12 protein-coding genes are annotated in these 16,177 nt (G+C 43.7%); 8 read left to right on the plus strand and 4 right to left on the minus strand.

Annotated features, from left to right (window positions below):
* The first annotated feature begins 60 nt into the window (after positions 1-60).
* From ubiG to yfaE, 4 genes are all read left to right on the plus strand, one after another.
* Positions 61-765: a bifunctional 2-polyprenyl-6-hydroxyphenol methylase/3-demethylubiquinol 3-O-methyltransferase UbiG gene (gene ubiG, locus BK026_RS05335; protein WP_071814893.1), complete on the plus strand. Its 705-nt coding sequence runs from the start codon at positions 61-63 to the stop codon at positions 763-765.
* Between the two features lie 513 nt (positions 766-1,278).
* The gene (nrdA, locus tag BK026_RS05340) at positions 1,279-3,600 is read left to right on the plus strand and encodes a class 1a ribonucleoside-diphosphate reductase subunit alpha (RefSeq protein ID WP_071814894.1); all 2,322 of its coding nucleotides are present in this window, start codon (positions 1,279-1,281) and stop codon (positions 3,598-3,600) included.
* A 123-nt stretch (positions 3,601-3,723) separates the two neighbouring features.
* Positions 3,724-4,854, plus strand: a complete 1,131-nt coding sequence (nrdB, locus tag BK026_RS05345; RefSeq protein ID WP_071814895.1) for a class Ia ribonucleoside-diphosphate reductase subunit beta — start codon at positions 3,724-3,726, stop codon at positions 4,852-4,854.
* Between the two features lie 12 nt (positions 4,855-4,866).
* Positions 4,867-5,139 carry a class I ribonucleotide reductase maintenance protein YfaE gene (gene yfaE, locus BK026_RS05350; RefSeq protein WP_071814896.1) on the plus strand — a complete coding sequence of 91 codons (273 nt, stop codon included), beginning with the start codon at positions 4,867-4,869 and terminating at the stop codon, positions 5,137-5,139.
* 77 nt (positions 5,140-5,216) lie between these two features.
* On the opposite strand, the gene BK026_RS05355 is transcribed toward yfaE, so the two are convergent.
* Positions 5,217-5,453, minus strand: coding sequence for a DUF2164 domain-containing protein (locus BK026_RS05355; protein WP_071814897.1), 237 nt, complete (start codon positions 5,451-5,453; stop codon positions 5,217-5,219).
* 97 nt (positions 5,454-5,550) lie between these two features.
* On the opposite strand from BK026_RS05355, the gene BK026_RS05360 reads away from it, so the two are divergent.
* Complete coding sequence (locus BK026_RS05360) at positions 5,551-6,288, plus strand: SDR family oxidoreductase (RefSeq protein ID WP_071814898.1); 738 nt, start codon at positions 5,551-5,553, stop codon at positions 6,286-6,288.
* A 109-nt stretch (positions 6,289-6,397) separates the two neighbouring features.
* Here the strand turns inward: BK026_RS05360 and BK026_RS05365 are convergent, their stop codons facing one another.
* Positions 6,398-7,399 (minus strand): AraC family transcriptional regulator, encoded by a 1,002-nt coding sequence (locus BK026_RS05365; RefSeq protein WP_071814899.1) that lies wholly within the window; start codon positions 7,397-7,399, stop codon positions 6,398-6,400.
* A gap of 168 nt (positions 7,400-7,567) precedes the next feature.
* Between BK026_RS05365 and BK026_RS05370 the strand changes: the two genes are divergently transcribed.
* The 3 genes from BK026_RS05370 (at position 7,568) to BK026_RS05380 (ending at position 10,738) form a co-directional block, all read left to right on the plus strand.
* On the plus strand, positions 7,568-8,683 hold the full coding sequence (locus BK026_RS05370; protein ID WP_071814900.1) for an alkane 1-monooxygenase: 1,116 nt from the start codon (positions 7,568-7,570) through the stop codon (positions 8,681-8,683).
* 115 nt (positions 8,684-8,798) lie between these two features.
* A complete protein-coding gene (locus BK026_RS05375; protein ID WP_071814901.1) occupies positions 8,799-9,896 on the plus strand; it encodes an NADH:flavin oxidoreductase in 1,098 nt (365 codons plus the stop codon).
* A 221-nt stretch (positions 9,897-10,117) separates the two neighbouring features.
* On the plus strand, positions 10,118-10,738 hold the full coding sequence (locus BK026_RS05380) for a hypothetical protein (protein ID WP_071814902.1): 621 nt from the start codon (positions 10,118-10,120) through the stop codon (positions 10,736-10,738).
* Positions 10,739-10,830: 92 nt separating this feature from the next.
* On the opposite strand, the gene BK026_RS05385 is transcribed toward BK026_RS05380, so the two are convergent.
* A complete protein-coding gene (locus tag BK026_RS05385) occupies positions 10,831-12,771 on the minus strand; it encodes a S9 family peptidase (RefSeq protein ID WP_071814903.1) in 1,941 nt (646 codons plus the stop codon).
* A gap of 165 nt (positions 12,772-12,936) precedes the next feature.
* Complete coding sequence (locus BK026_RS05390) at positions 12,937-16,059, minus strand: TonB-dependent receptor domain-containing protein (protein WP_143142088.1); 3,123 nt, start codon at positions 16,057-16,059, stop codon at positions 12,937-12,939.
* Positions 16,060-16,177: the final 118 nt, after the last annotated feature.

A 16,177-nucleotide genomic window follows, 5' to 3' on the forward strand; every position in this document is an offset into this window, starting at 1 on the left:
TAAAACGCAGCGTCAATTTACGATAATCTAAAAAGAGATGTATTAAGGATTAGTTTACTCATGACGAATGTCGATCAACAAGAAATTAATAAGTTCTCAGAGCTCGCTTCTCGCTGGTGGGATCCAGAGGGAGAGTTTAAGCCATTACACCTTATAAACCCGCTTCGTTTAGATTTTATAAACCAACACAGCAAAGGCTTGTTTGATAAAAGCGTTGTTGACATCGGCTGTGGCGGCGGCATTTTAGCAGAATCGATGGCACGTGCGGGAGCAACAGTGACAGGTTTAGATATGGCTGAGGCGTCGTTAGAAGTGGCAAAACTTCACGGTTTAGAATCGGGCGTTAAGGTTGATTACGTATGCTCTACGGCTGAAGCGTTTGCAGAAGCAAATGCAGGTAAGTTTGACGTAGTTACCTGTATGGAAATGCTAGAACACGTGCCTGAGCCAGCTTCTGTAGTTATGGCCTGTGCTAAATTAGTCAAACCCGGCGGCCATGTTTTCTTTTCCACACTTAATCGGAATCTCAAATCTTATCTGATGGGGATCGTAGGTGCGGAATATATTCTTAAATTAGTGCCTAAAGGAACTCACGATCACAGCAAGTTCATCAAACCGTCTGAACTTATGTCGATGACCGACAATGCCGGCCTGCTTCCACGCGACATGACAGGTTTGCACATGGACCCAATTTCGCAGGGCTTTTATCTTTCGTCTAATAATGTAGACGTTAACTACTTGCTATATACAGAAGCGCAAAGTTAATTTAACACTACATATTGGGTTGCGGCGATAATTTAAACACCATATATCGTGCTTGTATAAAAACTGAATTCTAAGAATAAATTAATTTTTACGTCGAAGATTTTGATTAAAACGCTTGCAATCCAGATATTTTACGCTTGTAGAACGCTAAAAAGTTAGCTGTTACTAACATAAATTTCGTGCCAATCTGAGTGCTGGAAATACCACCAGATATTGGGTTGCATTAAGTCTAAAACCTCACTATCTTGTGTTTAGTCCAGCGACGGATCCCAGATAAAAAACACCGGGATCGGCAGAGAAACAGATCTGCTGGAAAACCACTAGCAGTAAAAATTTATAAGCAGTCTATACGTATTACTTTCCAGTATGTGTTTGGGCCGCTTTTTTGCGAGTTGTTGATCTGGCGTGAGCCAAAAACGATAGCAAGTTCGCAAGGTAATAAAGCAATAATTTAAATATAAATGGGCACAAATAGCCCACGCATCAAGCGCTAACAGAGAAACGGCCAGTAACATGAACAACAACTTATTCGTCACCAAACGCAATGGTGAAAAAGAGTCCATCGACTTAGAGAAAATTCACAAAGTCGTTACATGGGCAGCAAAAGGACTTAAAAACGTTTCTGTTTCACAAGTCGAAATTAAAGCTCAAATCCAATTTTACGATGGCATCAATACTAGCGAGATCCACGAAACCCTGATCAAATCAGCGGCAGATCTTATCTCTACCGACGCGCCAGATTATCAATATCTTGCTGCACGCTTAGCCATTTTCCACCTTCGCAAAAAAGCGTACGGACAATTTGAGCCGCCTACTCTGTTAGAACATGTAGGAAAGATGGTTGATATGGGTAAGTACGATAAACACTTGCTTGAAGACTACACGCCTGAAGAATTTGCTGAAATGGACACGTACATTGATCATTGGCGTGACATGAACTTCAGCTATGCCGCAGTTAAGCAGCTTGAAGGCAAGTACTTGGTTCAAAACCGTGTTACTGGTGAAATTTACGAAAGTGCACAGTTCCTGTATATCTTGGTGGCGGCATGCCTTTTCGCAAATTACGATAAATCTACACGTATGGACTACATACGCCGCTTCTACGATGCAGCGTCAACGTTCAAGTTGTCACTGCCTACACCTATAATGGCTGGCGTACGTACACCAACTCGTCAGTTCAGCTCTTGCGTACTTATTGAAACGGGCGACAGCTTGGACTCAATCAATGCAACGGCAAGCGCCATTGTTAAGTACGTAAGTCAGCGTGCGGGTATCGGTGTAAACGCAGGCCGTATTCGCGCACTAGGTAGCCCTATCCGCGGCGGTGAAGCATTCCACACAGGTTGTATTCCGTTCTATAAATACTTCCAGACCGCAGTAAAAAGCTGTTCACAGGGTGGTGTTCGTGGTGGCGCTGCTACGCTGTTCTATCCTATTTGGCATATGGAAGTCGAATCACTGTTAGTGCTTAAGAACAACCGTGGTGTTGAAGAAAACCGAGTACGTCACCTAGATTACGGTGTTCAGTTCAACAAACTCATGTACCAGCGCATGATGAAAGACGGCTATATTTCACTATTTAGCCCGTCTGACGTACCGGGTCTTTACGATGCATTCTTCGCTGATCAAGATAAGTTCGAAGAGCTATACGTTAAATACGAAAACGACGACAGCATTCGTAAGAAGCAAATTAAAGCGATGGAGCTATTCAGCTTGTTCATGCAAGAGCGTGCAAGCACAGGTCGTATTTATCTTCAAAACGTTGACCACTGTAATACGCACAGCCCGTTTAACCCAGAAGTTGCGCCAGTTCGTCAGAGCAACCTATGCCTTGAAATTGCGCTACCTACTAAGCCGCTTCAGCACGTTAATGATGAGAACGGTGAAATTGCACTTTGTACGCTGTCAGCGTTCAACTTAGGTGCGATTAAGTCACTGGACGAGTTTGAAGAGCTGTCTGACCTTGCAGTACGTGCGCTAGATAACCTGCTTGATTACCAAGACTACCCTGTTCCTGCTGCGTATAACGCAACAATGGGGCGTCGTACACTGGGTGTTGGTGTTATCAACTTTGCATACTACCTTGCTAAAAATGGCGTTAAGTATTCTGATCACAGCGCGAACGGTCTCGTTCACCGCACATTTGAAGCAATGCAGTATTACCTACTTAAAGCGTCGAACAATCTTGCCAAAGAAAAAGGTGCGTGTCCTAAGTTTAACGAAACCACCTATTCTCAAGGCATCATGCCAATTGACAGCTACAAGAAGGATCTTGATAGCGTATGTAATGAACCACTTCATTACGACTGGGATACACTTCGTGAAGAAATCAAAACTCACGGTTTGCGTAACTCTACGCTGTCAGCATTAATGCCGTCAGAGACTTCTTCTCAGATTTCTAACGCGACAAACGGTATTGAGCCGCCACGTGGTTTTATCAGCATTAAGTCGAGTAAAGATGGTGTTCTTAAACAAGTTGTACCTGAGTACGAAACGCTAAGAGACCAATACGAGCTACTTTGGGATATTCCTTCAAACGACGGTTACCTGCAGCTTGTTGGTATCATGCAGAAGTTTATTGACCAAACTATCTCGGCGAACACAAATTACGACCCAAGCCGTTACGAAGGTAACAAAGTACCGATGAAGCTTCTTCTTAAAGATCTTCTAACTACGTATAAACTGGGTGTTAAAACACTTTATTATCACAATACCCGTGACGGTGCTTCTGACACTTCAGCGCTAGATGCAAAGGCAAACGAGCCAATGCCACGTCAAGAGGAAGTAGTTGTAGAGGAAGACGATGATTGTGCAGGCGGCGCGTGTAAAATATAAAGCACGCCCTTCTGTTTAGGTGGCAAGTGTGTAGAGAATGTATCTGCGCTTGCCATCAAAAGTTTTGAAGCAAGAACACAAACAATAATACGCGTTAATCACTAAGTTTTTAGTTAGGCCATCATGAAATACACTACGTTTAATCAGCAAAGTACTAATCCATTGATCGAGCCGATGTTTTTCGGAAATCCCGTAAACGTTGCGCGCTACGACCAGCAAAAGCATTCCATTTTCGAAAAGCTTATTGAAAAGCAAATTAGCTTTTTTTGGCGCCCGGAGGAAGTTGATGTGTCTCGCGATCGTGTTGATTTTCAAAAATTAACCGACCCAGAAAAGCACATTTTTATTTCGAACCTTAAGTATCAGACTCTGCTAGATTCGGTACAAGGCCGTAGCCCAAATATCGCATTTTTGCCTATTATTTCACTACCAGAGCTAGAAACTTGGGTTGAAACATGGTCTTTCTTCGAGACTATTCACTCACGTTCGTACACACATATTTTGCGTAACCTATTCTCAGATCCAAGTGAGATATTCGAAGATATCGTAGTGAATGACGAAATTAAGCGACGTGCTGCCGATATTTCTAAATACTATGACGATCTCATTTTTGCCACTCAACTATGGCAGACTCAGGGTGAAGGCATTCACACTGTTGACGGCATTGCATACACCGTTAACATGTACGAACTCAAAAAGAAGCTTTATCTGTGCATGAACTCTGTAAACGCACTAGAAGCAATCCGTTTCTATGTGTCATTTGCTTGTACCTTCGCTTTTGCTGAGCGTAAGTTGATGGAAGGTAATTCAAAGATCATTCGCTTGATAGCTCGTGATGAAAACCTCCACCTGTCTTCTACACAGCACATTCTAAACTTGTGGGCTAAGGGTAAAGATGACCCCGAAATGGCGCAAATTGCAGAGGAGTGTAAGGAAGAGGCTCGCGCTATCTTTATGAATGCGGTTGAGCAAGAAAAGCAATGGGCAGACTATTTATTCCAAAATGGTTCAATGATTGGTTTGAACAAAGAGATTCTTTGCCAATACGTTGAGTACATTGCTAATCAGCGCATGTCGGCCATTGGTCTAGACACCCCGTTCGAGATAAGCAGTAATCCACTTCCATGGATGAATAACTATTTGAATTCAGACAACGTGCAGGTGGCACCTCAAGAGTCTGAAATCAGCTCTTATCTTGTTGGTCAAATCGACTCTGCCGTGAGCGAAGACGACTTTGCTGATTTTGAGCTGTAACGCCGCAGCTTAATGAGCAGTAATGACAAACCCCTCCGCATCGACGTTGTCGACGTGGGGGCGGTTGTTGCCCCTTCCGATACAACCATTTTAAACGCCCTCGAATCAGCCGGCGTTCATATTCACTACCATTGTCGTGAAGGTTTTTGTGGTGCTTGCCGTACGAAACTTATTGAAGGCGAAGTTGAGTACACTACTGATCCCCTTGCCTTCATTGACGACGATGAAATTCTTCCTTGTTGTTGTATTGCCAAGTGTGCGCTGAAAATAAAAGTATCACTTTAGCGCTTAAACCGAATGGAAAATTGACCTCTCTCTTATAGCCCTTACGTATAAGCACTGTGCCTCTTTTAAAGTACAGATTATTTTTCTATTGCGTACAAGTCTTCATCAATCGACTGAATTCGTCTTTCTAGTACGGCTCGTGCGTCGGCTATTCCTTGGTTATAAACCGCGGGGCCAACTTTCTCAATTATAAAATCGAGTAGAAACTCTCCATCAAACTGGCCCAACTCTACATTTAACTCAGAATCAAAATAGTTTTGAAGCTCTCTGACAATGGTTTCTTTAATCGTTTTTTCTAACGTAATGTTACTCAAATCAATCTTCCCTATTTATCATTTTTGCGAAATTTAATAATCCAGTTAAGCATTTGCACGTAGCAATTTAACATCAATCAAACGTAAGGATAATGTTATGAGTGAAATTTCAGGAAAAGTCGTCATTATTACAGGTGCAAGCAGCGGTCTTGGCGAAGCTACCGCAAAGATGCTGGCCAACAAAGGCGCTAAACTTGTTTTGGGTGCGCGAAGAGAAGAACGCTTGAAGAAGCTAGTTGATGATATTGAAAGTAGCGGGGGCTCTGCCATTTACAAAACTGTCGATGTCACAAACAAAGATGAAGTGAAGCAACTTGCTGACGCTGCAGTTGGTGCATTTGGCCGCATTGATGTGCTGGTCAATAACGCCGGTTTGATGCCGCTAGCGCCCCTTGACGAATTAAAAGTTGATGAGTGGGACCAAATGATCGACGTCAATATAAAAGGTGTGATGTACGGCGTTGCGGCTGTGCTTAAAACAATGCGAGAGCAGAAAAGCGGTCACATTATTAATTTATCGTCCGTTGCAGGTCATGTAGTGTTCCCCGGCGCGACCGTATACTGTGCTACAAAGTTCGCCGTTAAAGCTATCAGCGAAGGTATTCGAAAAGAGTCAAATGGAGAAATTAGGGCCACAAATATTTCCCCAGGTGCTGTTGCAACAGAGCTTACCGACCATATTTCTCACAAAGACTCAAAGCAAATGGCAGATGATATGTATGATGATGCTATCGATGCTGATGCTATTGCTCGCGCTATAACGTTTGCCATTGAGCAACCTGGCGATGTAGACATAAATGAAATGGTTATCAGACCTACCAGTCAAGAGTTGTAGTTTAATATTGACTAATCCCACCCCCTAAAAGACCTGGCCTGTTTTCTAAACAATACAGGCTAGGTTGTTACTAAAGGCAAACAGAGCATGAACCACAATGGGGTTTGCACTATTTGTATTTAGAGGGTGGTTCGTTATACCAACTTACAAAAGCTCGCCGAAAATTCGAAGGGTCGGCATATCCAAGCTCTTCAGCGGTTTGCTGAACGCTCAACTGTTTTACGTGCAGCAGTTCGTAAGCCCTTAACTTAAGGAAAGCATCCCTTTCGTTTTTAAAGTTTGTCCCCTCTTTCAATAGCCTACGGTGCAACGTTCGCTTACTCATATTTAGCGCATAGGCAGCATCAGTTAGCGACAAAAGTGTCTTGTCACTTTGTTCAAAAATAAAGCGCAATTTGTTTTTAAGCGCTTCATGAGGCGCTCGTTCTCTTTCTTTTTCACAAATCGCTAGCGCATACTCATAGCTAACTGGGTCGCCACCTTTTAACAGAGATGTTGCGTTTTCTTTATTAAGTACAACGCCGCACATTGGTTGACTGAATCTGCATGTTATGTCGGCAAAAATGTTTTCTATAAGCGCGTTGTCACACGGTGAATAATCGAAAGAAAACGCTGTAATGATGGGGTTGTTTCCCGCTTCAATAATACTGCGTTGCAGATTTGCAAACGCCGACGTTAACACATCGACAAAAAACCGATGAGATTCTGGCGTCCAATATTCATCTAACAAGGTGACTACAATGCTTTGGCCTTCTTCACTCACCTTCAACGCGATGCCGGGTACAAATAAAGTGATAAAACGTTGAACCAGTAAAAGGCTATCTAACCCCGTTGGACTATTCATTATTGCAAGACCAAAAGAGCCATGATGAATGGGTTTCAATGCGTTTCCTAGCAGCAAACCCGGTGAAACAATCCCTTTATCGGAGACAAGGTCAGATATCAATGCATCAAATTTATTGGAAGGTATTACTGCGTTCGGTGCAGAGAGTGTCTGAATGTCTGTACCAATTGCATGCAGACAATCACTAAGAGAAAGCCCATGAGCTGCCAACACATTGCTAAACTGCATAATGTAAAACGTTGGTACGTTATAAATTTGCCTGCTCATATTGCTAACTCTGTGAAAAATGTCTTTTTCAAAAGAGTAATGTAATGACCTAGTCCTGGCAATAAATGACCGAACAATGACCTCTTTTACGCTCTTAAATTTTAAAAGCTTCAGTCACACTTATCCCTTGTAACCTTTGTATCCCTTTATAATTAAGAGGACAAAACAGTGTGGCATTATCTAAAATTTTTTAACTTTTATATCGCCGTATTGCTGGGCTTGTCATCAATATGGCTCGGTAACTATTTTATTGTGTATGGATACGCACTCTATCTTGCGCTCTACATATTGGGCGATGCACTATTAGGTGACGATATTTCAGAGCCGCCCTTGCTCAATCAACGCCTGCTCAGATATATGTTATATGGCGCTATGCCGATAGCTATTATGATTTATTTGTCAGCATTGTGGCTGGTATTGCCGCTTCACAGCACAACCGGTCAATGGATTATGTCTAACCTTCCCCTATACTTTGTAAATGCAAAACTAGATACATCGTGGTGGCAACTCGTCATTGCGGTTCCTTTCCTGGGGTTGATGTTAGGTGGAGTCGCTACTGTTGTAGCTCATGAACTTGTGCACAAGATCGGCAACCCTATAGCTGTTGCGGTAGGAAGATGGCTTCTTGCTTTTAGTTTTGACGCAAACTTTTCAATTGAGCATGTATACAACCACCATATCAAAGTAGCCACACCTGAAGACCCTGCTACTGCGCCGAGAGGCCGCAATGTTTATGTTCATTTTGTGAAGGCGTTTAGTGGTACACAAAAAGCAGGATGGCAAATAGAAAAAAAACGCCTTAAGCGAAAAAGCATCTCCATTTACAGCTGGCATAACGCCTTTCTTCGCGGTTGGGCTATGAGTATTATCTTGCTTACATTAGCGTATATTCTGTCGGGTGTCTTTGGCGCACTTATGTTTGTTGCAGTAGGCTTAAGCGCAAAATTTACGTTAGAGATTGTCAACTATATGGAGCATTACGGTCTTGTGCGCCACCCAAAGCAACCTGTGCGACCACGCCATTCATGGAACTCAAACCGCCGCGTAAGTTGTTGGACTATGTTCAATTTACCACGCCACAGCCATCATCACGCACAAGGCGCAGTACCATTCGAAAAGCTTAAGGCCATGCCCGACTCCCCAGAAATGATCGGTGGTTATATCTCAACAATGGCAATAGCACTGATCCCGCCTTTATGGTTTAAAGTTATGGAAAAAAAACTGGCACATTGGGATGCGAATTTTGCCAACAAAGAGGAATTAGAAATAATTAAACAGTTATAGTATTAAGAGACCTCAAGATGTTTCATTTATAACAATCCATCAATAAAGGTCAATTGACTGACTTAGTACATCTAATACACTCGTTTATATCTTAAAATAAAGAAATGAAACGTTAATGAATAAAACTACTCTTTTTTCCGATTTTAAATGCAAAAGCCTTTCATTAGACAACCGCATCGTTATGGCGCCAATGACTCGCCAGTTTTCTCCCAACGGAATTCCAACGCCTGACGTCGCAGGTTACTACAAACGACGCGCCGAAGGTGGAACAGGCCTCATCATTACTGAAGGTACAACAGTTAATGACAAGGTCGCTACTATGGATGCTAACATTCCACGATTTCACGGTGAGCAAGCCCTAGCTGGTTGGAAAAAGGTGGTAGAAGAAGTCCACAAAGCAGGAGGTAAAATAATGCCACAGCTGTGGCATGTTGGTATGGCACGTGTTGCAGAAAAGGCGCCCTACCCTGAACTTCCTAGCGCAGGTCCATCAGGGCTATTCAAACCTGGGAAGCAAGGCGCTGAACCAATGAGCGTCTCACACATTGAATCGGTAATCGAAGCCTTTGCCCAAGCCGCCAGTGATGCAAAAAGCATTGGAATGGATGGTATAGAAATTCACGGAGCTCATGGCTATTTAATTGATCAATTCTTTTGGGAAGGTACCAATCAGCGAGACGATAGCTGGGGTGGTAGCATGGAAAACAGAGGGCGCTTTGCTATTGAAATTATTAAGGCAATTCGCGCGTCAACGGATCCAGACTTCCCTATCATCTTACGCTACTCGCAATGGAAACAGCAAGATTATACCGCTCGCTTAGCGACTACACCTAAAGAACTAGAGCAGTTCTTGCTTCCACTTAGTGATGCGGGCGTAGATATATTTCATTGCTCACAGCGCCGTTACTGGGAAAACGAATTCGAAGGTAGTGAACTTAATCTGGCTGGATGGACCAAAAAGATCACGGGCAAACCAACAATTACAGTAGGGTCTGTAGGCTTAAGTGATGACTTTTTCGGCGCATTTAAAGGGCAAGATTCAAGCACTCGCTCGGTTGATGATTTACTCGAACGGCTTGATAATAAAGAATTTGACTTAGTCGCGGTAGGCAGAGCACTCCTTCAAGATCCAAATTGGGCTAATAAGATAAAAGAAAACCGAACCGAAGAATTAGCCACATATTCTGGGAAGGCCCTCGCTACACTTTCATAACTTCTTGTCGGTAATCAAACTTTACTTTCACAGGCTTCCATCTTAAATTGTAAAAACGTAGAGCCCTGTGCTCTACGTTTTTACATTGTGTAGTACCATAGCGCTACAAAATTACTCAACGTAAATTTCGTATCAACAGTGAGGATGTCCTTGTCGACTCCACATATTCAAAGTACGCAGAACGTCTTAATAAATGACTATTTTCAGAAAGTGGTGAAAAATTGACTATAAAAAAACACAACCATGCTGTAAGCGTTAAAAACGCGATAAAAATATCGATCGGCATTTCAAGCTTAGTCGCATTTCAATGTGCACAAGCACAAGAAGAACTTATACAATCAGCAACCAATGTAATTGAATGCAAAGCGCTAAGCTCTGATGAATTAAGACTAGCTTGTTTTGATAGTGCTACAGAAGCGCTCGAAAAAATTGTACCGGCATCGCTGCAAACGCCCAAAGTTAATGCTAATAGCACAACGCCTACTCTGGCGAAAAAACAACCTGATGCTGTGGTAGCAACAAACCCTAAAAAGGAAACGGATACAAAAACTTCAGCAGACGACCTGCCGACGTGGGCAGCAGGGCCAAGATATACAGAAGAAGAAGTAAAACAAGATGTTGCCGACTTCGAAGCGACCATCGTGAGGATAACGGTTAACGCAAAGGGCAGACATAAGTTTTACACGGATGACGGTGCGATATGGGAGCAGACACAAAATGTGAGATTTATAGCACCTGATGCACTGCCTGCTAAAGCTACATTTAATCGAAACTATACTGGTAATCCATCAATCAGTTTTGATGTTTCCAGACGAACATATCGTGTTAAGAGAATTAAGTAGTCGATTTGCGCCTAACGATGAACCAGCCATAAATACATGGCTGGTTCATTAGGAGACTTACCTAAACTTTATATATTACCTTTCAATTGCCGTTAAAACTTACACTTAGTATCAAAGAACTCAAACAGCTGTGGAAACCACTGCATATTTTGCTCGTAAAAATACGGACTGTGTTCCATATCTTCTATTTCAATATATTCAAAATCAGCATTAGCCTTTTCCAAGCCCTCGACATACATTCTGCTATGTTCAACTGGTACCGTACTGTCCAGATCGCCATGCACAATAAGCATTGGTACTTTAACCTTACTGGTTAAGTCTACGGGTGAAACACCATCAATGGTTGGCTTTTGGAATACACGCTGGAATCGACTTCCCGATATACCGCCGCGAATACGTGTAAGGTCAGAAACACCCGCTCCTGAAACAATACAATTGAACATGTTGTTTTCACGTGTAGCGGCAGTGAATGCTGCGTAGCCGCCGTAGCTCCAGCCAAACATCGCAAGCTTTTTAGGGTCGGCAATACCTTTTTTAATCAATGCATTAACGCCGTCTTCGATATCGTCTTGCATTTGATAGCCCCACTTCTTGTCACCGGCTAACCAATGCGATCTTCCTAAATCAACAGATCCTCTGTAATTAGGTTGGAACACCGCGTATCCCTTGTTTGCAAGCATTTGCGCCCAACGATCGTATCCGTAGCTATCTCTTACCCATGGGCCACCATGAGGCATAGCAATTAGCGGATACGGACCTTTAGTATTGCTTGGGATTGTTACGTACCCAGACATTTCTAGGCCATCGCGTGCTTTATACTTCAAGACTTCTACGGGTGAAAGTGCTGCACTTGTTATCTCGGTAGAGGCCGAAATAATTGGCGCCACTTTGCCATCTTTAAACAAATACCAACTTCCTGGATCTTGAGGGCCAGAGGTATAAATTAACGTGGTTTTTCCGTCTTTCGACACACGCTGCAGCGTAACGTTTCTGCCCGGAAATGCTTGCTGTAGACCTCTATAAAGTGGGCCATATGTGTCGTCAGTATAATATTTCTGGTACCCCTCTTCATCGGCATAACGATACCCGACTACCTTTGTACCATCTGCCAATCGCGGTGAAAGTACAACGCCAGTGGCATCGTAGTTTTCCGTTCTAAATACCATTTCTTTTGAGCCATCACGTATGTCCACAGTGTAAATAGCCGTGTACTCGCGATCATCAGTTTCAGCAACAACTGTCGCTAAATAAGGCTTATCTGTGTCGTAAAACCCTAATACTTCAAAACGGTCTCTATCAGCTGCTCTTAATCGACCTACTTCTTTCCAGTCATCCTCATCAGACTCTCGTGCTAACGACACAATGGCAATATCACCTGAGTCATATTCCATAGCGGCACGTGCCTTACCGTCTCTATCCCAAATATAGCCACTTAATCTGTAGTTACCTTTTAGAACTAGGCTACGTTCACCGGTATCAAGGTGAGTCTTGTAGTAGTTAGGCGCACTACCCCGCTCTTCGTTGTGCTCAATAAGTACATATTCTGGCTCATCAGGTAGAATACTTACAACGCGACCTATACCCAACCGGCTAAACAGATTACCGCCAGTATCACGAATATTTTTACGCGTAGTCGTTCTAATGAGGGGGGTCCATTCTTGCGTTTCAACGTTAAAAGACGCAGTACGGCTAAGTCGAACAGGAGTTCCCGCATCTTCTGTTTCAAAATAAAAGTTTACAACAAGGTGCTTTTCGTTTGCCCATCTAAGGGATGTAGGTGTCAGGCCTTCTGGTTGTATCGCTTGAAGTGTACTTTTTATATTGCTGGTTTCAAATATGAAAAGTTCAGGATCTCCACCGCGCTCTCTGCGCATTAGCATTGCAATACGTTTTGCATCTGGAGACATGTCTAGGTTACTGACTTGTAGAGAATCAGACCAAACTTCTACTGGTACGCTAGCAGGTGTGGCATGTAACGCTGTTGACGCAGAACACATCAACACAACTGCAGTGAGGGTCTTAATAAACTTCATTTAAACCTCCGTTTTATAACGAGTTTAATTTAATGTGCTGTCTTAATCAGATGAGAATAAATTCAATCTGTGACAGTAATAAAAAAGGGACCCCAGATGTTATCTAGAGCCCCTACTATAAATATTAGATTTTACTTGAAAGCTTCGTTTGAAGTTTTCTAATAATTAGAACCCAATAGTGATGTTACCGAACAACGTACGGCCACCGATGTCGTAACCTAGACCACCAAGTGAACCAAGGTTGTTGTTGTTAGTGTAAGGAGGAGCATCGTCAAATACGTTGCTGATACCAACACGAACAACAAGGTCATCACTGCGCCATGCTACCGTAGCATCATGAACCCAGTATGGGTCAAGGTTGTCATACTGAAGACAAGGACCGTCACCCGCTTGAACACATGGGTTAAAGCCTGATGTCGTTTCATCTTCTGGATCATCATTATCTTCAATCATCGAGCTGATGTAGCGCGACTGAAGTAAAATTGTCCAATCACCAAAGTTGAATACGTTTGTCAGGTTAACACGCCATTCAGGGTTACCGTATTCTCTTAACTGGTCGTTAAGGAAAGTTTCCGTTGCACGGAACTCTTCTTCTTCGTCAGTAAGAGAGTGCGTAGCACGAACAATAAAGTTGTAGTTAATTTGATCTTCTAGATCAAACGGGTTGAAGTCAGTACCAAACTCAAGGTTGTAATCGATACCTTCAACGCGCTGCTCACCAAGGTTTTGCTGAAGTGCTTCAACGAAAACAATTTCACCCGAGTTTGAGTCGCCGCTTACACGAGGCTCACGAGTAATAAATTGACATGTTTGATCGCTCAGACCTTCAGAGTTGTAACAACGCGCAACGATGGTATTAGCCGTTAACTGATCAACTTCGTCCTCGATTTGAATGTCGAAATACGTTGCAGATAAGTTAAGCGTGAAGTCGTCAGACCAAGGCTGCTCGAACACTACGCCAAACGTGAATGATTCAGACGTTTCTGCTTGAAGGTTTGGATTTGACCCTGAAGCAACCTGTGTTGGAGAGCCTAAGAAAACAGGGTTTTCTGTACCTAGGCCGCGAATACCCAACTCTGTAGGATCAGTACCCGGAATTCCGAAGGGACCACCACCTGCTGTACAGTTTGCAAGGATTGCTGGCTCACGATTATCCAAGTCTGGGTTGTATACGCGAATATCTGGCGTGTTAGGATCGTTATCGTGGTCAATGAACGGTACCGCAATACCAGGAACACGACATGGATCTGCTGGGTCAGCAAAACCTGTTACCTGACCACCAAACTGTTCGCCTAGGTTTGGTGCACGGAACGATGTACCAAATGAGCTTCGAACACGGAAGTAATCAACTGGCGCGTACTGACCTTGAATACGGTAAGTAGTCTCGCTGCCGAAGTTTTCTTCTTCAGTGTAACGTGCTGCCAAGTTAAGAGACAGGTCGCTAACAAGTGGCATATCGCCAAGTAGAGGTAAGTCTAGCTCGGTAAATGCTTCTTTGAACCAACGCTCACCATTAGAACCTGGGTCGCCAAAGAACCCTAGGAAATCACCACCAGATGCACCTGCATCAGTATCAGTACGAATAGCGTCTTCTCTGTACTCGAAACCAACAACTAAGCTAGCTGGGTAGCCAGAAGGCAGTTCAAATAGTTCACCTGCAACATAGGCGTTGAATACCGTCTGCTCTACTATCGTATTCGTCATACGATTTGGGAACAAGAAATTGTTGTCTGCTTCATCTGGGAAACGACCGGTCAATAGGAATTGAGGGTCAAAGAAGTTAAGCGGACGACAGGTAGCCTGCTGGCCTTCGCCTGGAACAACTATCGGATCACATACAGCTTCACCGGTTGTTTCATCTATACGTGTATTGTTAAGCGTTTGCGCTAAACGTGGGAAGAATGGGATACCGCCAACCAAATCTTGTCCGCTTGAGCGTGAGTAGCTTGCATATGCGTCGTACGTCCAGTTCGCTACAGAACCGAAATCTACGAACGGAAGGTCACCCTTAATACCACCAACTAAGCGCGTTTGTGCAACTTCAGTTTTGTTAACGAAACGGCTTGAGAAGAATAACGTCGCTGGCTGACCGCCAAAGTTACCTAACGCGTAGTCACCAGGTAGCTCGATAGCGCCTTGGCCTGCTGTGTTAGTGCTTGTGTCACGAGATGACCATGACGCCTCGAAGTAAGTAGTTGCGTCGCCATACCAACCCGGAGCATATTCACCGAATGTATAGAACGTAGTACGCTCGAAGTCTGGTGCAAATGCAGCGTCAAGCTCTTCTGGGAATAGCAGTAGCGCCTGACCATTTACACTGTCTGGCAATAGTAGGTCAGAACTAATTGGAATGCGGAAGAAGTTCTCTGGTAAACCGTCTTCTTTACGGCCTTGTTCAAAACCTAGGAAGCCGAACGCGCCCGAGCTAACTGAACCCGCACCAAATGAACCGGTACATGCTTCGTAAAGTTCGCCGCTTGCGCCTTGCGTTACCGTGCTACGACAGTTGCCAGCGTAAGGGCTGTAGAAATCTGCGAAAGCACGCTCGTTGTAACCTGAGCTTCTGCTGTGTTCAACAGCAAAACCCATAAAACCACGGTCAGAGTTCATACCCCACGTAGCAGAGATAACGTCTTGACCACCACCGTCAACGGTGCGAGGGCTGGTGCTGAAAACGTCTAACTGAAGACCGTCAAAGTCATTTCTTAAAACGTAGTTTACAACCCCTGCTACCGCGTCTGAACCGTAAACAGAAGATGCGCCGTCAAGAAGAACGTCAACACGCTCGATAAGAGAGCCTGGGATCAAGTTAAGGTCAGGTGCACTTGGCGCACCACGTACACCGGCAGGTGCCAGACGACGACCGTTAACCATAACAAGCGTTCTGCCTGGATCAAGGCCGCGTAGTGACGCTGTAGCAGAGCCTGGACCGCTATCAGAAAGTAGACCAGCAGAAGTAGAAACACCTGTTGTGAACTGTTGACCCTGAACAACGGTTGTTTGTGCAAGTAGATCAGCCGCGTCAACAAGGCCTAGGTCACGAGCAAACTGACCGTCAATTACTTGTACTGGAGATGCTGATGAGAATTCAGCACGAGCAACACGAGAACCCGTTACGACAACGCGTTCGGTTGTTTCCTCTTCTTCTACTACCTCAACTTTCTTTTCTGGCTCCTCAGGAACTTCGATTTCCTGAGCGTAAGCAAAGTTCATACTGACGCCAGTTGCTAGCGATGCCGCTACTGCAGAGTAGAGCATCTTTTTTTTGAATTTTATTGTTTTAGACACAATTTTTCTCCCAGCACATTCAGTTTGAATGAGAAAACTGTCTGTGACTGATTAAATTATAATTAGTTTCCCTGGATGCAAAAAGTACCCCTTGTAACAAAGTGAACTTTTCACACGT

This window comes from Alteromonas sp. V450 (genome assembly GCF_001885075.1).
GTDB lineage: Bacteria > Pseudomonadota > Gammaproteobacteria > Enterobacterales > Alteromonadaceae > Alteromonas.

Excerpts from the sequence above, each read along its gene's own strand:
- yfaE (WP_071814896.1), top strand. The coding sequence starts at position 4,867 with ATGAGCAGTAATGACAAACCCCTCCGCATCGACGTTGTCGACGTGGGG.
- BK026_RS05375 (WP_071814901.1), top strand. The coding sequence starts at position 8,799 with ATGAATAAAACTACTCTTTTTTCCGATTTTAAATGCAAAAGCCTTTCA.
- nrdA (WP_071814894.1), top strand. The coding sequence starts at position 1,279 with ATGAACAACAACTTATTCGTCACCAAACGCAATGGTGAAAAAGAGTCC.
- ubiG (WP_071814893.1), top strand. The coding sequence starts at position 61 with ATGACGAATGTCGATCAACAAGAAATTAATAAGTTCTCAGAGCTCGCT.
- BK026_RS05360 (WP_071814898.1), top strand. The coding sequence starts at position 5,551 with ATGAGTGAAATTTCAGGAAAAGTCGTCATTATTACAGGTGCAAGCAGC.
- nrdB (WP_071814895.1), top strand. The coding sequence starts at position 3,724 with ATGAAATACACTACGTTTAATCAGCAAAGTACTAATCCATTGATCGAG.
- BK026_RS05365 (WP_071814899.1), bottom strand. The coding sequence starts at position 7,399 with ATGAGCAGGCAAATTTATAACGTACCAACGTTTTACATTATGCAGTTT.
- BK026_RS05385 (WP_071814903.1), bottom strand. The coding sequence starts at position 12,771 with ATGAAGTTTATTAAGACCCTCACTGCAGTTGTGTTGATGTGTTCTGCG.